The sequence below is a fragment of the Mesorhizobium sp. M7A.F.Ca.US.011.01.1.1 genome (assembly GCF_003998295.1).
Classification (GTDB): domain Bacteria; phylum Pseudomonadota; class Alphaproteobacteria; order Rhizobiales; family Rhizobiaceae; genus Mesorhizobium.
This window is the reverse complement of sequence record NZ_RZRT01000026.1, coordinates 11,080-32,624: the sequence shown is the minus strand read 5'-3', so window position 1 is coordinate 32,624 and position 21,545 is coordinate 11,080. Positions and strand designations below refer to the sequence as shown.

The 21,545-nt window shown below is 61.8% G+C and carries 16 protein-coding genes, 1 tRNA gene and 1 pseudogene; 2 read left to right on the top strand and 16 right to left on the bottom strand.

Going from position 1 to position 21,545, the window contains the following annotated elements; genetic code table 11:
- Positions 1 to 20: 20 nt before the first annotated feature.
- On the bottom strand, positions 21 to 491 hold the full coding sequence (rpsG, locus tag EOA13_RS21785; RefSeq protein ID WP_008875664.1) for a 30S ribosomal protein S7: 471 nt from the start codon (positions 489 to 491) through the stop codon (positions 21 to 23).
- A 76-nt stretch (positions 492 to 567) separates the two neighbouring features.
- Complete coding sequence (gene rpsL, locus EOA13_RS21780; protein ID WP_006333356.1) at positions 568 to 939, bottom strand: 30S ribosomal protein S12; 372 nt, start codon at positions 937 to 939, stop codon at positions 568 to 570.
- A gap of 497 nt (positions 940 to 1,436) precedes the next feature.
- Here rpsL and EOA13_RS21775 point away from each other — a divergent pair, with 497 nt between their 5' ends.
- Both EOA13_RS21775 and EOA13_RS21770 read left to right on the top strand, forming a co-directional pair.
- Positions 1,437 to 1,718, top strand: coding sequence for a transcriptional regulator (locus EOA13_RS21775; RefSeq protein ID WP_127295775.1), 282 nt, complete (start codon positions 1,437 to 1,439; stop codon positions 1,716 to 1,718).
- A gap of 184 nt (positions 1,719 to 1,902) precedes the next feature.
- Positions 1,903 to 2,829, top strand: a complete 927-nt coding sequence (locus EOA13_RS21770) for a Gfo/Idh/MocA family oxidoreductase (RefSeq protein WP_127295773.1) — start codon at positions 1,903 to 1,905, stop codon at positions 2,827 to 2,829.
- A 303-nt stretch (positions 2,830 to 3,132) separates the two neighbouring features.
- On the opposite strand, the gene EOA13_RS21760 is transcribed toward EOA13_RS21770, so the two are convergent.
- The 14 genes and pseudogenes from EOA13_RS21760 to tuf form a co-directional block, all read right to left on the bottom strand.
- A complete protein-coding gene (locus EOA13_RS21760; protein WP_127295771.1) occupies positions 3,133 to 3,798 on the bottom strand; it encodes an O-methyltransferase in 666 nt (221 codons plus the stop codon).
- 81 nt (positions 3,799 to 3,879) lie between these two features.
- The gene (rpoC, locus tag EOA13_RS21755) at positions 3,880 to 8,076 is read right to left on the bottom strand and encodes a DNA-directed RNA polymerase subunit beta' (RefSeq protein ID WP_024505639.1); all 4,197 of its coding nucleotides are present in this window, start codon (positions 8,074 to 8,076) and stop codon (positions 3,880 to 3,882) included.
- 132 nt (positions 8,077 to 8,208) lie between these two features.
- Positions 8,209 to 12,345 (bottom strand): DNA-directed RNA polymerase subunit beta, encoded by a 4,137-nt coding sequence (gene rpoB, locus EOA13_RS21750; RefSeq protein WP_127295769.1) that lies wholly within the window; start codon positions 12,343 to 12,345, stop codon positions 8,209 to 8,211.
- A 251-nt stretch (positions 12,346 to 12,596) separates the two neighbouring features.
- The gene (rplL, locus tag EOA13_RS21745) at positions 12,597 to 12,974 is read right to left on the bottom strand and encodes a 50S ribosomal protein L7/L12 (RefSeq protein WP_027038853.1); all 378 of its coding nucleotides are present in this window, start codon (positions 12,972 to 12,974) and stop codon (positions 12,597 to 12,599) included.
- Between the two features lie 54 nt (positions 12,975 to 13,028).
- Positions 13,029 to 13,547, bottom strand: a complete 519-nt coding sequence (rplJ, locus tag EOA13_RS21740; RefSeq protein WP_013531412.1) for a 50S ribosomal protein L10 — start codon at positions 13,545 to 13,547, stop codon at positions 13,029 to 13,031.
- A 395-nt stretch (positions 13,548 to 13,942) separates the two neighbouring features.
- Entirely contained in the window at positions 13,943 to 14,641 is a 699-nt protein-coding gene (gene rplA, locus EOA13_RS21735) for a 50S ribosomal protein L1 (RefSeq protein ID WP_127295767.1), read from the bottom strand.
- 4 nt (positions 14,642 to 14,645) lie between these two features.
- The gene (rplK, locus tag EOA13_RS21730) at positions 14,646 to 15,074 is read right to left on the bottom strand and encodes a 50S ribosomal protein L11 (protein ID WP_056590915.1); all 429 of its coding nucleotides are present in this window, start codon (positions 15,072 to 15,074) and stop codon (positions 14,646 to 14,648) included.
- Positions 15,075 to 15,244: 170 nt separating this feature from the next.
- Complete coding sequence (gene nusG / locus EOA13_RS21725) at positions 15,245 to 15,772, bottom strand: transcription termination/antitermination protein NusG (RefSeq protein ID WP_013531409.1); 528 nt, start codon at positions 15,770 to 15,772, stop codon at positions 15,245 to 15,247.
- A 27-nt stretch (positions 15,773 to 15,799) separates the two neighbouring features.
- Positions 15,800 to 16,003: a preprotein translocase subunit SecE gene (gene secE / locus EOA13_RS21720; protein ID WP_013531408.1), complete on the bottom strand. Its 204-nt coding sequence runs from the start codon at positions 16,001 to 16,003 to the stop codon at positions 15,800 to 15,802.
- A gap of 363 nt (positions 16,004 to 16,366) precedes the next feature.
- Positions 16,367 to 16,442, bottom strand: a tRNA-Trp gene (locus EOA13_RS21715).
- A gap of 136 nt (positions 16,443 to 16,578) precedes the next feature.
- The gene (locus EOA13_RS21710; protein ID WP_127295765.1) at positions 16,579 to 17,061 is read right to left on the bottom strand and encodes a group II truncated hemoglobin; all 483 of its coding nucleotides are present in this window, start codon (positions 17,059 to 17,061) and stop codon (positions 16,579 to 16,581) included.
- A gap of 102 nt (positions 17,062 to 17,163) precedes the next feature.
- Positions 17,164 to 18,804 (bottom strand): hypothetical protein, encoded by a 1,641-nt coding sequence (locus EOA13_RS21705; protein WP_127295763.1) that lies wholly within the window; start codon positions 18,802 to 18,804, stop codon positions 17,164 to 17,166.
- 128 nt (positions 18,805 to 18,932) lie between these two features.
- Positions 18,933 to 20,204 carry an IS4 family transposase gene (locus EOA13_RS21700; RefSeq protein WP_206535305.1) on the bottom strand — a complete coding sequence of 424 codons (1,272 nt, stop codon included), beginning with the start codon at positions 20,202 to 20,204 and terminating at the stop codon, positions 18,933 to 18,935.
- Positions 20,205 to 20,375: 171 nt separating this feature from the next.
- Positions 20,376 to 21,545, bottom strand: a pseudogene (tuf, locus tag EOA13_RS21695) (elongation factor Tu); the annotation flags it as partial.

The window sequence follows — 21,545 nt, the reverse complement described above, 5'->3', positions numbered from 1 at the left end:
CTCTCAGTCTCGTTCGCGCTTTACCAGCGGTAGTGCGCGAAAGCGCGGTTGGCTTCAGCCATCTTGTGGGTGTCTTCACGCTTCTTGACTGCCGTGCCGCGGTTGTTGGCCGCGTCCATCAGCTCGCCGGAGAGGCGGTCGACCATCGTGGTCTCGTTGCGGTTGCGGGCCGCTGCGATCAGCCAGCGAATGGCCAATGCCTGGCGGCGCTCGGGGCGCACATCCACCGGAACCTGATAGGTGGCGCCACCGACACGACGCGAACGCACTTCAACATGCGGCGCGACATTGTCGAGCGCCTGATGGAAGACGGTGACCGGCTCCTGCTTGGTCTTCGACTGAACCTGGTCGAGCGCGCCGTAGACGATGGTCTCGGCGACCGACTTCTTGCCGTCATACATGACGGCGTTCATGAACTTGGTGACGATCAGATCGCCGAACTTCGGGTCCGGATTGATCTCACGCTTTTCTGCACTGTGACGACGCGACATGGCTTTTGTCTCTCAATCTCATAGCCCGACGCACTCAAGGAGCGCCAAGGCCGGAAAATCTTACTTCGGACGTCCCTTACTTCGGACGCTTGGCGCCGTACTTCGAACGGCGCTGCTTGCGGTTCTTCACACCCTGCGTGTCGAGCACGCCGCGGATGATGTGGTAGCGAACGCCCGGAAGATCCTTGACGCGGCCGCCGCGGATCATGACCACGGAGTGCTCCTGAAGGTTGTGGCCTTCGCCGGGGATGTACCCGATCACTTCAAAACCATTGGTCAGGCGGATCTTGGCCACCTTGCGCAGCGCCGAGTTCGGCTTCTTCGGCGTCGTTGTATAGACGCGCGTGCAGACGCCCCGCTTCTGCGGGTTCTGCTGCATGGCCGGGACCTTGTTGCGCTTCACCGGCGCAATGCGCGGCTTGCGGATCAGCTGGTTGACGGTAGGCATTAAACCCTCTTGTCTCTCAATTCCGTGTCTCGCCCGGTCAGGGCCGCTCAAAGCGTCATTTCCATACGCAAATTCGGGCCATAAACCGCGCCTCGCGGTCTTGCCCGAACAAAAGGCAGAGGAAGCGGAAGCCGCTTCGTGCACGCCGGAAATGTCTTTTCGCTCGTAAAACGAACCCTGTTTGAGGCAAACTCCAAAGCGTGTCGCTTCGGAAGGGAGAGCCTCACATCGGTTCTGACTGGGCGGCTTCTACTCGTAAGACCGCGGACCGTCAAGCCCGGAGCACCAAATATTGCGCGCCGACCAAGGCTTGGCAGCCATGCGAAAACCGCATGTAATTTTCTTTCGCATTTTTGCAAGAGCGAGGAAGAAAGTGACAAGCCTTCAGGCAAAGTGAATGGGTTTGCGCTGTTGCGCGGCCTTGCTTCATGCGAAAAGGCCGCATGAGCAGTCAAAATCCCCTCGCCCGCCCACCCGCTGCCAAGAGGAATCGGCCCGTGAACGACAACGAAGAACGCCCGGTCACCATCATCACCGGCCGGGTGTGGAAGAAAAAAGGCGGCAAACCGGAAGGCGTCCACGTCATGCTGGTCGCGCCAGACGACGATTCGCCGGTGCGCCGGGCGCTCGAATCGCTTGCCGCCGAAGGGTACGCCGAGGCCGAGCTCGACCAGATCGGCGACATGGACGGCATCCCCGACGAAGAGCCGCATATCTCCGCCTTCCAGGGCGCGCTCGAAGGCGAAGTGTCGATCGTTACCTTCGACGTGCCGATCTGACCCCGACCTCTCGGTCCAGCTTTCGAATCGACTACCGAGACGAATCGGCGACCGAGGCCTTCCCAGCCGACAAAAATGTGCACTGCCGCTCGAGGAAGGCTGAGCTTGGCTTCTCGGCTTCGGCTTGCCCGGGGCAAGTGTTCTGATAAGAAACCATCACCATCATCAAACAGACGGAGCGGCCGTGTCCCAGCCCATCAAGATAGGCATCGTCGGCGTCGGCAAGATCGTCCGCGACCAGCACCTGCCGGCCCTGGCGAAGGATCAGGACTATCGCCTCATCGCGGCCGCAAGCCGGCATGGCAAGGTGGATGACATCCCCAATTTCCCTGATATCGAAGCCATGCTCGATGCCGTGCCCGAACTCGAGGCCGTATCGCTCTGCATGCCGCCGCAGTTCCGCTACGACGCGGCGCGCACCGCGCTGATGGCGAAGAAGCATGTCTTCCTGGAGAAGCCGCCTGGCGCCACTGTCAGCGAGGTCGAGGACCTCAAGACATTGGCCGCGCAGAACGGCGTCTCGCTATTCGCCAGCTGGCACTCGCGCTATGCGCCGGCGGTGGAGGCGGCGCGTGCCTTCCTGAATTCGACCAAGATCAGGTCGGCCGCCATCAACTGGAAAGAAGATGTACGCCGCTGGCACCCGAACCAGGAATGGATCTGGGCCCCCGGCGGCTTCGGCGTTTTCGATCCCGGCATCAATGCGCTGTCGATTGCCACCCATATCCTGCCGGCGATGTTCATCACTTCGGCGGTTCTGGATTTCCCCGAAAACCGCGCATCCCCGGTTGCCGCGCGCGTCGCCTTCCGCACCTCGAATGGCTTGCGGGTGACGATGGACCTCGACTGGCTGCAGACAGGCCCACAAAGCTGGGACATCCTGGCCGACACCGACAAGGGCGCAATGGTGCTGTCGGGCGGCGGCACCAAGCTCGCCATAGACGGCAAGGTGGTTCATGACGAGCCGGAGGCCGAGTACCCGATGCTCTACCGGCGCTTTGCCGAAATCGTCCGCGCCGGCACCTCCGACGTCGATCTCGCGCCTCTCCAGCATGTCGCCGACGCCTTCATGCTCGGCAAGCGCAACGTGGTCGAGGCGTTTTTCGATTGATTTGTGCACGCGACGGGATCGCGGACCTGGCGTGAATGCACGCTCGTGCCAGGTCGACCCCCACTCCGTCTCGGCTACGCCGAGCCACCTCTCCCCCGATCGACGGGGGAGAGGAAGGGGCGCGAACCTATTGCCGCCAACGCTCGTCCAACGCGGCTTCCTTTCCCTCCGGAGGGGGGAAAGGTGGCGCTGCGAAGCAGCGACGGATTGGGGGAAGCCGGTCGTCAAACGAGCAGCCGATGACAGCTGAGCACGACCGACTTGGTCTCATATCAACGTCATTCAGACAATCATGGTGTGGTCTCACTCCACGATCGCAATGGCAAAGCCGTCATAGCCTTTGGCGCCAACGGTCTGGATGGCGGTGCCGTCCAGACGCTTCTCGCTGCCGATGAACGAGAATGCGGCGCGTGCCCCTTCGACATTGGCGTCGCGGCCATCTTCATTCACCACGGCTCCATCGCGTATGACGTTGTCGCAGACGATGACGGTTCCGGGCCGCGACAACCGCATGGCCCAGGATAGGTAGTGCGGATTGTTCGGCTTGTCGGCATCGATGAAGATGAAGTCGAATGGACCGGCATGCTCGGCGCCAAGTGCTGCAAGCGACTGAAGCGCCGGACCGACCCGCAGTTCCACCCGCTCCAAGACGCCTGCCCGCTCGAAATTCGATCGCGCGACGCTGGCGTGATGCGGGTCGAGTTCAAGTGTCACGATCTTGCCGTCGGCAGGCAGTGCGCGCGCCATCCAGATGGTCGAATAGCCGCCCAGCGTGCCGATTTCGAGAACCTTCTTGGCTCCCCGCATCCGCGCAAGAAGGGAAAGCAACTTGCCCTGCGCCGGCGACACGTCGATCGCCGGCAGGCCCTGGTCGTGGTTGGCCGCCAGAACGGCATCAAGCACGGGGTCCGCCTCAAACAGGGAACCGACGATGTAGTCGTCGACTGCCGCCCAGCTTCTTTTGCTCATCGCTTTCTTCTCCGATCCAATTGGAGACCTAAACGCGAAAAGGGGCCATTCGGCCCCTTTTCGTCTTCTCTTTCCGTCCGCTTACTGCGCGGCGGTTGTCATGTCGGCCAGCATCGGCTCGGCGACTTCCACACCCGAGGCCTTGCGGCGCTCGTCGATGATCAGTTCGTCGCGCGAGGTAGCGATGCGCCGGATCTGGCTCATCGTGCCGCCGGTACCGGCCGGGATCAGCCGGCCGACGATGACGTTTTCCTTCAAGCCCTGCAGCATGTCGGTCTTGCCGGCAACAGCAGCTTCCGTCAGCACTCGGGTCGTCTCCTGGAAGGAGGCGGCCGAGATGAAGGACGGCGTCTGCAGCGATGCCTTGGTGATGCCGAGCAGCACCGGCAGGCCTTCGGCCGGCTTCTTGCCGTCCTCGACCAGACGCTCGTTGACCTCTTCCAGCTCGATCACGTCGACATGATCGCCCGGAATGTAGGTCGAGTCGCCCTGCACCGTGATCTCGACCTTCTGCAGCATCTGGCGAACGATGACCTCGATGTGCTTGTCGTTGATCGACACGCCCTGCAGACGATAGACTTCCTGGATCTCGTTGACGAGGTAGGAAGCAAGTGCCTCCACGCCCTTGATCGCCAGGATGTCGTGCGGCGCCGGATTGCCGTCGAGGATGTAGTCGCCCTTCTCGATGACGTCGCCGTCCTGGAGATGGAACGGCTTGCCCTTCGGGATCAGGTATTCGACCGGCTCAAGCGTCGAGTCATGCGGCTCGATGATGATGCGACGCTTGTTCTTGTAGTCGCGACCGAAGCGGATCGTGCCGTCGATCTCGGCGATGATGGCGTGATCCTTCGGGCGACGTGCCTCGAACAGTTCGGCAACACGCGGCAGACCGCCGGTGATGTCCTTGGTCTTGGCGCTTTCCATCGGAATACGCGCCAGCACGTCGCCGGGGCGAACCTGCGAGCCCGGCTCGACCGAAAGAATGGCCTCGACCGAGAGCAGGAAGCGGGCGTCGCCGCCCTTCGACAGCTTGCCGACCTTGCCCTTGGCGTCCTGGATCGCGATCGCCGGCTTCAGGTCGTTACCGCGTGGCGTCGAGCGCCAGTCGATGACCTCACGCTTGGTGATGCCGGTCGACTCGTCGGCCGTTTCCTGAACGGAAATGCCGTCGACCAGATCCTCGTACGACACCCTGCCCTCGATTTCGGTGAGGACTGGACGGGTATAGGGATCCCACTCGGCGATACGCTGGCCGCGCTTCACCTTGTCACCATCGTCCACGAAGATGCGCGAACCATAGGTGAGACGGTGCGAGGCGCGCTCCTTGCCGGCTTCGTCGAGGATCAGCACCGCCATGTTGCGGCCCATGACCATCTGCTGGCCGTCGGAGTTGCGCACCACGTTGCGGTTGCGGATCTCGACCTTGCCCTCATACGAGGCTTCAAGGAACGAGCTGTCCACGACCTGCGCGGTACCGCCCATGTGGAAGGTACGCATGGTGAGCTGGGTGCCCGGCTCGCCGATCGACTGCGCCGCGATGACGCCGACGGCTTCACCCTGGTTGACCGGGGTGCCGCGGGCCAGATCGCGACCGTAGCAGACCGCGCAGACGCCAACCCTGACTTCGCAAGTCAGTGCCGAGCGGATGCGGACCGACTGGACGCCGGCCTTTTCGATCTGTTCCACGTCACGCTCGTCCATCAGCGTTCCGGCCTTGACCAGGATCTCGCCCGACACCGGATGGGTGATGTCGTCGAGCGACGTACGGCCCAGCACGCGCTGGCCGACCGAAGCGACGACCTGACCGGCATCGACGATCGGCTGCATGGTGAGGCCCTTGTCGGTGCCGCAGTCGACGGAGTTGACGATGCAGTCCTGCGCCACGTCGACCAGACGACGGGTGAGGTAACCCGAGTTCGCCGTCTTCAAGGCGGTGTCGGCCAGGCCCTTGCGGGCGCCGTGGGTCGAGTTGAAGTACTCGAGCACGGTCAGGCCTTCCTTGAAGTTCGAGATGATCGGCGTCTCGATGATTTCACCCGACGGCTTGGCCATAAGGCCGCGCATGCCGGCAAGCTGACGCATCTGGGTGGGCGAGCCACGCGCACCGGAGTGCGACATCATGTAGATCGAGTTCATCGGCTTCTGACGGCCATTGTCCTCGAACTCGACCGCCTTGATGCGGGCCATCATCTCGTCGGCGACCTTTTCCGAGCACTTGGCCCAGGCGTCGACGACCTTGTTGTACTTCTCGCCCTGCGTGATCAGACCGTCATTGTACTGCTGCTCGTATTCCTTGGCCAAAGCCTCGGTGTCGGAGACCAGCTTGATCTTGGCATCCGGGATCAGCATGTCGTCCTTGCCGAACGAAATGCCGGCACGGCAGGCATGGCTGAAGCCGAGCGCCATGATGCGATCGCAGAAAATGACCGTCTCCTTCTGACCGCAATGGCGGTAGACGGTGTCGATCATCTTGGAGATGTTCTTCTTGGTCATCTCCTGGTTGGCGGTCTCGTAAGGCACGTTGACGTTCTTCGGCAGAAGCTCGCCGATGATCATGCGGCCAGGCGTGGTGTCATGGATCTTCGACACGACCTTGCCTTCGGCGTCGACCGTGCGGAAACGACCCTTGATCTTGGAGTGCAGCGTCACCGCCTTGGTCTCGAGCGCGTGCTGGAGTTCGCCCATGTCGGCAAACACCATGCCCTCGCCCGGCTCGTTCTGGTTGACGATCGAGAGATAGTAGAGACCCAGAACCATGTCCTGCGACGGCACGATGATCGGCGCGCCGGAAGCCGGGTGCAGGATGTTGTTGGTCGACATCATCAGCACGCGGGCTTCAAGCTGCGCTTCCAGCGACAGCGGCACGTGAACGGCCATCTGGTCGCCGTCGAAGTCGGCGTTGAAGGCCGTGCAGACCAGCGGGTGCAGCTGGATCGCCTTGCCTTCGATCAGGATCGGCTCGAACGCCTGGATGCCGAGACGGTGCAGCGTCGGTGCACGATTCAGCAGCACCGGATGCTCGCGGATGACCTCGTCGAGGATATCCCAGACTTCCGGACGCTCCTTTTCGACCAGCTTCTTCGCCTGCTTGACGGTCGAGGAGTAACCCTTGGCGTCGAGACGGGCGTAGATGAAGGGCTTGAACAGTTCGAGCGCCATCTTCTTCGGCAGGCCGCACTGGTGCAGCTTGAGCTCCGGACCGGTCACGATGACCGAGCGGCCGGAATAGTCGACGCGCTTGCCGAGCAGGTTCTGACGGAACCGGCCCTGCTTGCCCTTGAGCATGTCGGACAGCGACTTCAGCGGACGCTTGTTGGCGCCGGTGATGACGCGGCCGCGACGGCCGTTGTCGAACAGCGCATCGACGGCTTCCTGCAGCATGCGCTTTTCATTGCGCACGATGATGCCGGGGGCGCGCAGCTCGATCAGCCGCTTCAGACGGTTGTTGCGGTTGATGACGCGGCGATAGAGGTCGTTCAGATCCGACGTGGCGAAGCGGCCGCCGTCCAGCGGGACGAGCGGACGCAGGTCCGGCGGGATCACCGGGACCACCTTCATGATCATCCATTCCGGACGGTTGCCGGATTCCATGAAGTTCTCGACGACCTTGAGCCGCTTCAGATACTTCTTCTGCTTCAGCTCGGAGGTGGTCGAAGCCAGTTCCGAACGCAGGTCGCCGGCGATCTTCTCCAGGTCCATGCCGGCCAGGAGGTCATGAATGGCCTCGGCGCCGATCATGGCGGTGAACGAATCCTCGCCATACTCGTCGACGGCGATCATGTACTCTTCCTCGCTGAGCAGCTGGTGCTCCTTCAGCGCGGTGAGGCCAGGTTCAGTGACGATGTAGTTCTCGAAGTAGAGGACGCGCTCGATGTCCTTCAGGGTCATGTCGAGCAGCGTGCCGATGCGCGACGGCAGCGACTTCAGGAACCAGATATGGGCGACCGGTGCCGCCAGTTCGATATGGCCCATGCGCTCGCGGCGAACGCGCGACAGCGTGACTTCGACGCCGCACTTCTCGCAGATGACGCCCTTGTACTTCATGCGCTTGTACTTGCCGCACAGGCACTCATAGTCCTTGATCGGGCCAAAAATGCGCGCGCAGAACAGACCGTCACGCTCCGGCTTGAAGGTGCGGTAGTTGATGGTCTCCGGCTTCTTGATCTCGCCGAAAGACCAGGACAGAATCTTCTCAGGGCTGGCAAGCGATATCCGGATGGAATCGAACACCTGCGCAGGCGCCTGCGGATTGAAGAGATTCATGACCTCTTGGTTCATGCCGTTCTCCTTTTCGGGATCCTCGAAGACCCCTTGCATCTAGTCGCGAGCCAAACGCCCGCCGTCGTGTGTCGGCCACCGGCCGAAGAATTTGGTGCGCTCGGTCGCGATTTCCGCGACCGAGCGTCTTGTTTACTCGGCCGCGTCGGGCAGCCGGACAGGGTTGTCGTCGAGCTTGGTGTTCTCCAGCTCGACATTGAGGCCGAGAGACCGCATTTCCTTGACGAGAACGTTGAAGCTCTCGGGGATACCGGCCTCGAAGGTGTCGTCGCCTCTGACGATCGCCTCGTAGACCTTGGTACGGCCGGCGACGTCGTCGGACTTCACCGTCAGCATTTCCTGCAGCGTGTAGGCGGCGCCGTATGCTTCGAGCGCCCAGACCTCCATCTCGCCGAAGCGCTGGCCACCGAACTGCGCCTTGCCGCCCAGCGGCTGCTGGGTGACGAGCGAGTACGGACCGATCGAACGCGCGTGGATCTTGTCGTCCACGAGATGGTGAAGCTTGAGCATATATATGTAGCCCATCGTCACCTTGCGATCGAACGGCTCGCCGGTGCGTCCGTCATAGAGCTGCGACTGACCGCTGGTGTGCAGGCCCGCCTGCTCCAGCATGATGTTGATGTCAGCCTCGTGCGCGCCGTCGAACACCGGGGTCGCGATCGAGACGCCGCGGCGCATCTGCTCGCTGAGGCGAACGATGCTCTCGTCGTCATAGTCACGAACCGGCTCGTTGCGGTCGTTGGCCGGGATGAAGCTCTCGAGCGTCTTGCGCAGCGGCTTGATGTCGCCGGCTGCCTTGTACGTGTCGATCAGCTCGCCGATCTTCCTGCCCATGCCCGCGCATGCCCAGCCCAGATGCGTTTCCAGGATCTGGCCGACATTCATGCGGCTCGGCACACCCAGCGGGTTGAGCACGATATCGGCATGCGTGCCGTCCTCGAGGAAAGGCATGTCCTCGACCGGAACGATCCGTGACACGACACCCTTGTTGCCGTGACGGCCGGCCATCTTGTCGCCGGGCTGCATCTTGCGCTTCACGGCCACGAAGACCTTGACCATCTTCATGACGCCCGGAGGCATTTCGTCGCCGCGCTGGACCTTCTCGACCTTGTCCATGAAGCGCTGTTCGAGCGCCTTCTTGGAATCGTCGTACTGGCCACGCAGGGCTTCGAGTTCGCTCTGGAGCTTTTCGTTCTCCACGGCAAACTGCCACCACTGCGAACGCGGATACTCGTCGAGCGTATCCTTGGACAGCGTCGAGCCCTTCTTGAAGCCCTTCGGTCCGGCGATCGCTTCCTTGCCGACGAGCACGTCGGAAAGACGCGCGTAGACGTTACGGTCCAGAATGGCCTGCTCGTCGTCGCGGTCCTTGGCGAGGCGTTCGATCTCCTCGCGCTCGATCGCCATGGCGCGCTCGTCCTTCTCCACACCGTGGCGATTGAACACGCGCACCTCGACGACGGTGCCGAAAGTGCCCGGAGGCATGCGCATCGAGGTGTCGCGCACATCGGATGCCTTTTCGCCGAAGATGGCGCGCAGAAGCTTCTCTTCCGGCGTCATCGGGCTTTCGCCCTTCGGCGTGATCTTGCCGACCAGGATGTCGCCCGGCTGAACTTCCGCACCGATGTAGACGATGCCGGCTTCGTCGAGGTTCTTCAGCGCTTCTTCCGAGACGTTCGGGATATCGCGCGTGATTTCCTCCGGCCCGAGCTTGGTATCGCGCGCCATGACTTCGAACTCCTCGATGTGGATCGAGGTGAAGACGTCATCGGCGACGATGCGTTCGGACAGGAGGATCGAGTCCTCGTAGTTGTAGCCGTTCCACGGCATGAACGCGACCAGCACGTTGCGGCCGAGCGCCAGATCGCCGAGCTCGGTCGACGGACCGTCGGCGATGATGTCGCCCTTGTTGACCCGGTCACCCATGCGAACCAGCGGACGCTGGTTGATGCAGGTGTTCTGGTTCGAGCGCTGGAACTTCATCAGCCGGTAGATATCGACGCCGGACTTGCCCGGATCGAGATCTTCGGTGGCGCGGATAACGATACGCGTCGCATCCACCTGGTCGACGATGCCGCCGCGGCGGGCGCCGATGGCGGCGCCCGAGTCACGGGCGACGATCGGCTCCATACCGGTGCCGACGAACGGCGCCTCGGCGCGCACCAGCGGCACGGCCTGACGCTGCATGTTCGAGCCCATCAGAGCGCGGTTGGCGTCGTCGTTTTCCAGGAACGGGATCAGGGCCGCGGCCACCGACACCATCTGCTTGGGCGACACGTCCATCAGATCGACGTTTTCGCGCGGCGCCATCATCACTTCGCCGGCACTGCGGCAAATGACGAATTCGTCGACGAAACCACCGTTCTTGTCGAGCTCGGCGTTGGCCTGCGCGACGTGGTGCTTGGCCTCTTCCATCGCCGAGAGATAGACGACGTCATTGGTCAGCTTGCCGTCGACGATCTTGCGGTACGGGCTCTCGATGAAGCCGTACTTGTTGACGCGTGCGAAGGTGGCCAACGAGTTGATCAGACCGATATTCGGGCCTTCCGGCGTCTCGATCGGGCAGATACGGCCGTAATGCGTCGGGTGCACGTCGCGTACCTCGAAGCCGGCGCGCTCGCGGGTCAGACCGCCCGGTCCAAGTGCCGAAAGGCGGCGCTTGTGGGTGATCTCCGACAGCGGGTTGGTCTGATCCATGAACTGCGACAGCTGCGAGGAACCGAAGAACTCGCGCACGGCGGCAGCCGCCGGCTTGGCGTTGATCAGGTCCTGCGGCATGACCGTGTCGATCTCGATCGAGGACATACGCTCCTTGATCGCGCGCTCCATGCGCAGCAGGCCGACGCGGTACTGGTTTTCCATCAGCTCGCCGACCGAACGCACGCGGCGGTTGCCGAGATTGTCGATGTCGTCGATCTCGCCCTTGCCATCGCGCAGTTCGACCAGCGTCCTGACCACGGCCAGGATGTCGTCCTTGCGCAGCACACGCACGGTGTCCTCGGCCTTGAGTTCGAGGCGCATGTTCATCTTGACGCGGCCGACGGCCGACAGATCGTAGCGCTCACTGTCGAAGAACAGCGAGTTGAACATGGCTTCGGCGGTTTCGAGCGTCGGCGGCTCGCCGGGGCGCATGACACGATAGATGTCGAACAGCGCGTCCTGGCGGCTCTCGTTCTTGTCGACGTTGAGCGTGTTGCGGATATAAGCGCCGACATTGACGTGGTCGATGTCGAGAACCTTGATCTCGTCTTCGCCGGTGCCGAGCAGAACCTTCAGCGTCTTCTCGTCGATCTCGTCGCCGGCCTCGAGGAAGATCTCGCCGGTGGCGTAGTTGACGATGTCCTCGGCCAGATAGTTGCCGAGCAGGTCCTCGTCGGTCGCCTTGATCGCCTTGAGACCCTTTTCGCCAAGCGCCCGAGCCTGGCGTGCGGTGATCTTCTTGCCGGCTTCGACGACGACTTCGCCGGTATCGGCATCGACCAGGTCGCCGACGGCCTTGAGGCCGCGGAAACGCTCGACGTTGAACGGAATGCGCCAATGGTCGCCGGCGCGCTTGTAGGTGATCTTGTTGTAGAAGGTCGACAGGATCTCTTCGCCGTCCATGCCGAGCGCCATCAGCAGCGACGTCACCGGAATCTTGCGGCGGCGATCGATGCGGGCGTGCACGACGTCCTTGGAATCGAACTCGATATCGAGCCACGAGCCACGATAGGGAATGACGCGCGCGGCAAACAGAAGCTTGCCCGACGAGTGCGACTTGCCCTTGTCATGGTCGAAGAAAACGCCCGGCGAACGGTGCATCTGCGAAACGATGACGCGCTCGGTGCCGTTGACGATGAAGGTGCCGTTGAGCGTCATGAGCGGCATGTCGCCCATGTAGACGTCCTGCTCCTTGATGTCCTTGATGGACTTGGCGCCGGTATCCTCGTCGATATCGAACACGATAAGGCGCAGCGTCACCTTCAGCGGCGCAGCATAGGTGAGGTCGCGCTGACGGCATTCGTCAACGTCGAATTTCGGTCCTTCGAACTCATACTTCACGAACTCCAGCATCGAGGAGCCGGAAAAGTCGGAGATCGGGAAGACCGACTTGAAAACGGCCTGCAGTCCCTCGTCCGGACGCCCACCCTTGGGCTCCGCCACCATCAGGAACTGGTCATAGGATGCCTTCTGAACCTCGATCAGGTTCGGCATCTCCGCAACTTCCGGAATCTTTCCGAAGAACTTGCGTACGCGTCTGCGGCCATTGAAAGTCTGGGTCTGGGCCATCGTCGCTCCTTAGCTCTAAACTCGGGACGAGCCTCGCCGCGGCTCGCCTTGCATGCTGGGCCACCTTGGCGGCAACCCTCTGTCTGTTTTCCCGACGCCTGTCGGCGGCCGGTTAGAACGGGAGAAAACCCGTTTCCTGAAGGCCGGTTTTCGGCCCTCAGGAAAGAGGTTCTCGTAGATCTCGCGTTACGCGCTCTCCCTTCGGGCGAAGGGAGTGGCGGACGGCGCGAGGCCGCCCGCCGCTTTTACGCTTACTTCAGTTCGACCTTGGCGCCGGCTGCTTCCAGCTGGGCCTTGAACTTGTCAGCGTCGGCCTTGGAAACGGCTTCCTTGACCGGCTTCGGAGCCGCTTCGACCAGATCCTTGGCTTCCTTGAGGCCAAGACCGGTGATGGCGCGGACTTCCTTGATGACGTTGATCTTCTGAGCGCCTGCCTCGGTGAGGACGACGTCGAATTCCGTCTTTTCCTCGACCGGAGCAGCTGCGGCCGCACCACCACCAGCGGCGGCAACAGCCACCGGAGCAGCGGCGGAAACGCCCCACTTTTCTTCCAGAAGCTTCGACAGCTCGGCCGCCTCGAGGACGGTCAGCTTCGAAAGGTCGTCTACGATCTTTGCGAGATCAGCCATTGTTGTGTTCCTTCATAAGGTTCGAACGTGTGTTTGTGATAGCGAGGAACGGCCTCATGCCGCCTCGTCCTTCCGGGCGTAAGCGCCGATGACGCGCGCGACCGAGGCCGCTGGCGCATTGACGATCTGGGCGATCCGGGTTGCCGGCGTGGCGATCATGCCAACCAGCCTGGCGCGCAGCTCATCGAGCGACGGAAGTGTGGCGAGTGCCTTCACACCGTCGGCATTGAGCGAGGTGGTGCCCATTGCGCCGCCGAGAATGACGAGCTTGTCATTTCCCTTGGCGAAATCGGACGCGACCTTCGGCGCCGCAATCGGATCCTCCGAATAAGCAATCAGCGTCTGTCCCTTGAACAGCTCGATGATCGATGCGGAGTCCGTGCCCTGAAGAGCGATTTTGGCGAGACGGTTCTTCGCGACTTTGACGGTGCCACCGGCGGCGCGCATTTTCGACCGAAGGTCGTTCATTTGCGCGACGGTGATACCGGCGTAGTGGGCCACGACCACTGAACCTGCGTTCGAGAACGCACCGTTCAGGCCCGTGACGAGTTCGCGTTTTTCCGCTCTGTCCACTGCCTATCTCCAGTTGACCCCAATCCTGTTAACGGGAACATCCCATTGACGAGGACAGGCGTCGGGTTGCCTTTTGTCGGCCGGGCCATCCAGTAACGGATCTCCCGAACGACGCTCGAGGATCCTGCCCCCTTTCGCCACATCGACAGTCAAGCCGGCGATGCGCAGACAAAAGGCAAACACGGTTCGAACCTTTCATTGGAGCAATCGCTCCGTTGTCCGGTCTTCACCCGTCTCATGCAGGCCCAAATCGAATTAAGGCTTCTGGGCCGCCTGCAATCTCGGACAGGATGTCCGGAAGCCTTTCGACTTCCGGCACCGGGCCGCCAACTAGGTCGGAGGCCCGGAATTCTTTGCAGATCAGCCGTTTACCGGCCGATCTCGATCAAAACTTATCAGGACGCCACGAGTGTCGAGACGTCGAGCTTGAGGCCCGGGCCCATCGTCGAGGTGACAGACACCTTCTTGACGTAGTTGCCCTTGGCGCCAGTCGGCTTTGCCTTGGTCACCGCATCGGCGAAGGCGCGGATGTTCTCTTCCAGAGCCTTGACGTCGAACGAGACCTTGCCGACGCCGGCATGGACGATGCCAGCCTTCTCGACACGGAACTCGACGGCGCCGCCCTTGGATGCCTTGACGGCGGCGGCAACGTCGGTGGTGACGGTGCCGACCTTCGGGTTCGGCATCATGCCGCGCGGGCCGAGCACTTTGCCCAGACGGCCGACCAGCGGCATCATGTCCGGCGTGGCGATGCAGCGATCGAAATCGATCGTGCCCTTCTGGACGATGTCGACCAGATCCTCGGCACCAACGATGTCGGCGCCGGCGGCGCGCGCTTCGTCGGCCTTGTCGCCACGGGCGAACACGGCGACACGCACCGAGCGGCCGGTGCCGTTCGGCAGGTTGACCACGCCGCGGACCATCTGGTCGGCATGGCGCGGGTCGACGCCGAGGTTCATGGCGACTTCGATGGTCTCATCGAACTTCACCGAGGAACGGTCCTTGAGCAGCTTCAGCGCATCACCCAGGGCATAAGCCTTGTTGGGATCGATGCCTTCGCGGGTCTTCGATACACGCTTTGCAATCTTTGCCATGATCTTAGCCCACCACTTCCAGACCCATCGAGCGGGCGGAGCCCTCGACCATGCGCATGGCCGCTTCGACGTCGTTTGCGTTCAGATCCTTCATCTTGGCAGTGGCGATCTCGCGGACCTTTTCACGCGAAACCGTACCAGCCTTGACCTTGCCCGGCTCCTTGGAACCAGACGTCAGGTTTGCCGCCTTCTTCAGGAAGTAGCTCACCGGCGCCGTCTTCATGACGAAGGTGAAGGACTTGTCCTGATAGTAGGTGATGACGACCGGAACCGGCGATCCCTTTTCCATTTCCTGGGTCTGCGCGTTGAACGCCTTGCAGAATTCCATGATGTTGATGCCACGCTGACCAAGCGCCGGGCCGATCGGGGGAGACGGCGTAGCCGATCCCGCTTTCACCTGGAGCTTGAGCTGGCCTGCAATTTTCTTAGCCATCTCTTTTCCTGCCTTTGTCTATGCCGGCCCACTATCTGGGAAACCTGGCGGTTGCAGTCTGGTGGTGCGATCCATGCGGCCGGCTAAAGCCGCATTCGTCTCCCACCGTTCTCAGGCCGCGCTTCCGCGCCGCCTCCCCTGATCGCCAAACCGGCGACAGGGATTTCGGATCAGCCCTTTTCGACCTGTCCGAATTCCAGATCGACAGGCACGGCGCGCCCGAAGATCGAAACTTCCACCTTGAGCCGCGCCCGCTCCTCGTCCACTTCCTGGACGAAACCGTTGAACGACGCGAAGGGACCATCCGAAACGCGGATCGCTTCGCCGATCTCGAACGTGACCGAGGGCTTGGGCCGCTCGACGCCTTCCTGCACCTGGTTCAGGATGCGCTGCGCTTCCGCCTCGGTGATCGGCACCGGCTTGGAGTCGCCCAGGAAGCCGGTGACCTTCGGCGTGTTCTTGACCAGCGAGAACACCGCATCGGTCAGGTTGGCCTTCAGCAGCACATAGCCCGGGAAGAACTTGCGCTCGGCATCGACCTTGCGGCCGCGACGGACTTCGACGACCTTCTCGGTCGGAACCACGATCTGATGGATATCGGCGGACAGGCCCTTCTGCTTGGCCTTGTTCTCGATATCCTCGGCGACCTTCTTTTCAAAGTTCGAATAGGCGTGGACGATGTACCAGCGCGCGGTCATTTCAAGACTTCTCCGTAATCGCCGGACTTAGCGTCCGATGCCCAGAATCTGTTCGACCGCAAGGCCCATGAGCTGATCGGCGGTGAAGAAAAAGATCATCGCGATCACTGCGAAGGCCAGAACCATCACCGTCGAGATCATCGTCTCGCGCCGCGACGGCCAAGTCACCTTGGCGGTCTCCGCGCGGACCTGCTGGAGAAAGACGAAAGGATTTGTGGTTTTCGAAGCCATATGCCGCTCTGTCTTCAAGACCCGTTGGCCGGGTCTCCTGGATGATCCCGCTGGCCGGGACGTGCCGCCTGAGCGAATTTCGCGCCGAATCAGCGCAATCATTTCGCCCATGCAAATCAGACGCGTAAAGCCGGTTTCCCAGCCCCACGCGTCGCGTGTCTGTTTCGTCTACATAAAACCGATTCTTGATCCACGCAAGTGGCAAGTCTCCGCTTTATGACCAAACACCGCCTCGGAACCATCCAGTCGTTCCGTCCCGGCTATGGCGCTCTTATGCCCCAATCGACCCTATATGGCAAGCGGGTCGCCGATTTTCAAAGGCCAGACCATGGAAATATCGTTTTGAAACGCCATTTTGGGAAATGGCACGGGCAGCAGGGCTCGAACCTACGACCTGCGGTTTTGGAGACCGCCGCTCTACCAACTGAGCTATGCCCGTATCGTGCGCATGTCGGCGCAGACGGCGCTTCCTAAAAGCTTCCGCACGCTCTGTAAAGAGCGGTTCGCAAGCAAACGTGCCTTAATCCCCTGCGCCAGAATCGGGACAGCTGACGACCAGCCCGTTCGGCGGGAAGTTACTTTGGCTCCTGTGGCCGATAGGGGCCGCCCGGCACGCCCCAGCCCCAGGCCGGCATCGGTTCCGTTTCGGGATCGCATGTCTCGCCGAGGTTGGAGTTCATCTTGGCCAGACGCGATCCCCATTCGACATAGCCCATGAAGGCCGAACGGAATTCGGGATCGTCAGGCAGGCCGACCGCGTCGGCTGCATCGGCCAGGAGGCTGATCCAGCGCCGGCGCTGCTCCTCGCTCAGATGCTTGCCCAGATGGTGCATGACCATCTCGCGGTGGCCGCCGAACTGCTCGCTGTAGGTTTTCGGTCCGCCGAAAACCTCGCCGATGAAGGCCGCGACATGGGCGGGATGATCCGGCGACATGGTCTTGAACACCGGTCCGACGATCGGGTCCTGCGCCACCTTGTCATAGAAAGTCTGGGTCAGCCGGTTCAGGGCCTCGCTGCCGCCGGCCCATTCGTAGAGTGTCGGGATATCCTGGCTCATTCTCGATCCTCCGCCTGTCTGGCGCCGCCAGCAGCGACGATAGCGGAACAATCGGAAGTGTCTCAACCTGCCTCCATGGCCAGTTCGTGACTTCGCCGCGGTCTACAATTTGGCCGGCGCATCGGCCTCGGCATTGGCTGAAGGCCGGATGCGGCAATTCTCGGGTCTTGGCACTGCCTGGCAAATGGTGGCACCGGTCAGCGCGTCGACCGATTGCAGGCTCGTCGTCAGTCCGACCTTCAGCATCATTCCGGGTTCCAGCCGGCGCTCGACGGAGCGCCGCTCGATCGCCGCGAACAGGGCGGGACCGATCGCCATCTCCTCGAGATAGGCCTTGACCATCTGCTTTTGCCTCATCGGGTAGAGGCTAAGTCGTGCCTGGGGACCGACAAGCCGCCTCATGCCGCCGGCAAGTATCAGCGCGCAGGCCGAATCGCACTCCACGCCCGCATCGATGCTCAGCCCGGCATAGGCGCCCTCTTTGGCCAGGCAATTCCACGCTCCTGGGTCACAGCCGACGAAATCGGTGCGGCCAACGGCGACGTCGAGCTTCTTTTCATGGATAAGCCGTCCCGCCGCCAGGGCGCTGAACAGGTCGCCTCCCCTCGAGCTGATCACGACAGGCAGTTGCCGTTTACCGAGCATGGCGAGCAGCTGGCGCAGCTTCTGCGGGGTCTGAGGGGTGATCGCGCCTTCCGCCGAGATCCATTCCGGGCAGTCTGGATTGCAGAGCGGATTGGTGCCGCGAACGACGACGAAGCGCATGTCTTCATCGCGCCGCGCCGCCTCGGCTTCGATCGCTGGCGGAGTAGGCTTGGCCGCGATCGCCGTCAGGCCATCAGGCTTGTTCCCCGGCATTTCCCGGCAATTCATGGCCAGGCGGCCGGGCTCGCACAGGCTTGCCGCGGTCAACAGGCCTACGGCGTCCGTGCTGGTGACCAGCTTCATTGCCAGCATGTCGTCGAGGGCGATCTGGTGGATTTCGCGGGCCGGGGTGCCCTTCATCGTTTCGAGCATGCTTTGTTCGATGCCCATCTGGTCCAGGTAGGCCGCCAGCTTTTTCTCCACCGCCTTGCTCATCTCGTAGGTCTTGTAGCTGCCGGCGTTCTTGCGGCTGACGATCTTTGTGTTGAGGATCTTCTTCTTGCCCCCCACGACGCGATAGGTGGTCCGGTATTGCAATTTCGTACGGATGTAGGTCGTGGTGATCTGATGGACGCCGAGATAGGCCCATTCGCCGGCCACCCGCCTGATACCGCCGGCAAACATCAGAGGACAGGCGGAATTGCACATGGCGCCATAGTCGATGACATCGCCGAAGTAGCGGGCGTCACGGTCCTGGCACCCCTTCGCATCGGGCTGGCAGCTGGAAAACACCGTCTTGCCGATGGCGATATCGAGCTTGTTCTTGCGGATCAGCCGGCCAAGCGTCAGCGCCGCCTCGACATTGCCGCCGGGAGAATCCACGACAACAGGCAGTTTCCGGCCGCCAAGCGTCTTCAGCATGCGTTTGAAGAGCGCCGGAGTTCCGGCTTCTATCGAGCCCTCGGCCGATATCCATTCCGGGCAGATCGGCTCGCACCCCGGTGCGTTGCTGCGGACAATGCCGAACCGCATCGTCGGCCCAAGATCCGGCGCCGCATCCGCCGCAAAGGCTAATGGGTCCGCGGCAAGCAATGCCAGCAGGCAGATCAATGCCAGCGGCCACAATGCCCGACGATGAAAATACCGCCTTGGAACCATTTGGAAAAAGCCTCTCGATGCAACCTATACTAGTCGAGGCCCGGAGCCTTGCAACAGGGTTCGGCCGACAGGGCGGCAGCCGATAGCCCGGCAAACAAAAAAAGGGCGGCCCGAAGACCTAATGCAGTTCACTTAGGCACCTTCAGTGTTCTGACAGGATATTTGGCTGGTAGCTTTTTGACGACACGGGGGCATGATCGCCCCCGTGTTTTTGGGAGGATGAGGTCTCCCAGCCGTTGTCTTAATCGGATGAGGTGTGCGGGTAGTTTTGCTGGCGCTTCGATCGCCATCCACCCCCATTCGTGACGAATGTAGTGCAGGGCTGTGGTGAAGCTCAATTCGGTTGGCTTGACCTCGGCTTCGGAGGCAACCTCGGCCATTTCCAACCGCACCAGATTGTAAGCCAGCAAGGCTCCCCAAACTTCCTGATAAACGGTCTGCGGTGTGCCGCTGCGCAGCGTCAATTCGCTGCCAAGAAGCTCCTGCTTCAGCTCTCGATAGCTGGTTTCGATCCGCCAGCGCTCTTCGTATTGCTGCACGATCTCCTGGGCAGGATAGGCCTTCTTGTCCGTCAATGAGGTGAGCAATATTCGCTTTTGCCCATGCCGGTTGACCGTCTCGATCGCCCGAGCTTCCCAGAATGTCGGCAAGTCGGGCTCGGCCTCGCGTGCTTGCGGCGAGACTTTCATGCGCACCCGATAGTCGGTGGCGTTCTGGTCCAGGCGCTGCCATGCACTGTTGCCTTTGGCCGGCAGGAGCCAATGACGTTGCTTGCCCGTCGATTGAAGCTGCAGCAGCAGGCTGGCGCTGAAAAAGCCCTTGTCGAAGACCGTCAGGGATTGGTCCGGCACTTGGTCGAGCAAGCTCTTGGCATAGAGCATCTCATTCTTGCCGTAGATCCCAAACACCGCATCACGCACCAGGTGCGTGGCGAGCGCCGTCAGGGTCAAGAGCCGTAGCTGCGGATAACTTGCAACAGCGCCGGATGCATAGGCTTGCACTCCAAAATGCGCGCGGTTCTCCACGCTGTCGGCGACACGCAATGTGCTGCCATCCACGGCATAGCGCGCAAGACCCCGCCAGCCTCGCCCGGCTTGGTGTCGCTCGTCCCAGCACGTCGCGCTCATCGCAAACAACTGCGCCAGCGGCGCCTGGCCCAAGCGCTGGCGGGCCTGCGTCAAGGCGCTCTTGGCAATGTCCGGGTTCACCTCATCGGGCAACACCAGATCCAGATGGGCCACCACCTCAGGCATCGACTGATGACGATACAAGGAAAGCGCAATCACCAGCCAGACAACTTGCTCGGCGGGGAGCTTGCGCTTGCGGATGCTCGCCTTGCCGCTGCTGGCAAGCGCCAAGGCGATCCATTCCGGATCAATTGCACCCGAAAGTGCCGACAAATCGGCTGTATGTCCTATGCGATCTGGCATCTCAAAACACGAACAGGATGGAAACGAATCTCCATCCTGTTCGATAGGTCTTACCAGATCCTCATCCAGCCCAACTTAAGTGAACTGCATTAGGCCCGAAGACCGCCCTTTTCTTGTCGATCCGGCAAATGCCGGGCTCGATTACTCTTTGATGGTGACGACGATGCCGGCACCGACGGTGCGGCCGCCTTCACGGATAGCGAAGCGCAGCTTCTCTTCCATGGCGATCGGCACGATCAGCTCGACATCGACCGTGATGTTGTCGCCCGGCATCACCATCTCGGTGCCTTCCGGCAGCGACACGATGCCGGTCACGTCGGTCGTGCGGAAGTAGAACTGCGGACGGTAGTTGGTGAAGAACGGCGTGTGACGGCCACCTTCGTCCTTGGTCAGGATGTAGGCTTCGGCCACGAACTTCTTGTGCGGCTTCACCGTGCCGGGCTTGGCCAGAACCTGGCCGCGCTCGACACCTTCACGATCAACACCGCGCAGCAGCGCGCCGATGTTGTCGCCGGCCTGGCCCTGATCGAGCAGCTTGCGGAACATTTCCACGCCCGTGCAGGTCGTCTTGGTCGTCGGACGGATGCCGATGATCTCCAGCTCCTCGCCGACCTTGACCACGCCGCGCTCGACGCGGCCGGTCACGACCGTGCCGCGGCCAGAGATCGAGAACACGTCTTCGATCGGCATCAGGAACGGCTTGTCGAGCGGACGAACCGGCGTCGGGATGTAGGCATCAACCGCAGCCATCAGCTCGCGGATCGCGTCTTCACCGATCTTCTTGTCGCTGTCTTCCAATGCAGCCAGCGCCGAACCCTTGACGATCGGAATGTCGTCGCCGGGGAACTCGTTCTTGGTCAGAAGCTCGCGAACCTCGAGCTCGACCAGTTCGAGCAGCTCGGCGTCGTCGACCTGGTCGACCTTGTTGAGGAACACCACGATCGACGGCACACCGACCTGACGGGCAAGCAGGATGTGCTCGCGGGTCTGCGGCATCGGGCCGTCGGCGGCCGACACGACCAGGATCGCGCCGTCCATCTGCGCGGCACCGGTGATCATGTTCTTCACATAGTCGGCGTGGCCGGGGCAGTCGACGTGAGCGTAGTGGCGGTCAGCCGTCTCGTATTCGCCGTGTGCCGTCGAGATCGTGATGCCGCGCGCCTTTTCTTCAGGGGCAGCGTCGATCTAGTCGTAGCGCTTGTATTCGCCAAAATACTTGGTGATCGCCGCCGTCAGCGACGTCTTGCCATGGTCGACGTGGCCAATCGTGCCGATGTTCACGTGAGGCTTGTTACGCTCGAATTTACCTTT

What these genes read in the sequence shown, in the direction of transcription:
- rplA (WP_127295767.1), bottom strand. Translation starts at nt 14,641, where the DNA reads ATGGCAAAGATTGCAAAGCGTGTATCGAAGACCCGCGAAGGCATCGAT.
- rpsG (WP_008875664.1), bottom strand. Translation starts at nt 491, where the DNA reads ATGTCGCGTCGTCACAGTGCAGAAAAGCGTGAGATCAATCCGGACCCG.
- rplL (WP_027038853.1), bottom strand. Translation starts at nt 12,974, where the DNA reads ATGGCTGATCTCGCAAAGATCGTAGACGACCTTTCGAAGCTGACCGTC.
- EOA13_RS21760 (WP_127295771.1), bottom strand. Translation starts at nt 3,798, where the DNA reads ATGAGCAAAAGAAGCTGGGCGGCAGTCGACGACTACATCGTCGGTTCC.
- rpoC (WP_024505639.1), bottom strand. Translation starts at nt 8,076, where the DNA reads ATGAACCAAGAGGTCATGAATCTCTTCAATCCGCAGGCGCCTGCGCAG.
- EOA13_RS21710 (WP_127295765.1), bottom strand. Translation starts at nt 17,061, where the DNA reads ATGAGCCAGGATATCCCGACACTCTACGAATGGGCCGGCGGCAGCGAG.
- nusG (WP_013531409.1), bottom strand. Translation starts at nt 15,772, where the DNA reads ATGACCGCGCGCTGGTACATCGTCCACGCCTATTCGAACTTTGAAAAG.
- secE (WP_013531408.1), bottom strand. Translation starts at nt 16,003, where the DNA reads ATGGCTTCGAAAACCACAAATCCTTTCGTCTTTCTCCAGCAGGTCCGC.
- rpoB (WP_127295769.1), bottom strand. Translation starts at nt 12,345, where the DNA reads ATGGCCCAGACCCAGACTTTCAATGGCCGCAGACGCGTACGCAAGTTC.
- rpsL (WP_006333356.1), bottom strand. Translation starts at nt 939, where the DNA reads ATGCCTACCGTCAACCAGCTGATCCGCAAGCCGCGCATTGCGCCGGTG.
- rplK (WP_056590915.1), bottom strand. Translation starts at nt 15,074, where the DNA reads ATGGCTAAGAAAATTGCAGGCCAGCTCAAGCTCCAGGTGAAAGCGGGA.
- EOA13_RS21705 (WP_127295763.1), bottom strand. Translation starts at nt 18,804, where the DNA reads ATGGTTCCAAGGCGGTATTTTCATCGTCGGGCATTGTGGCCGCTGGCA.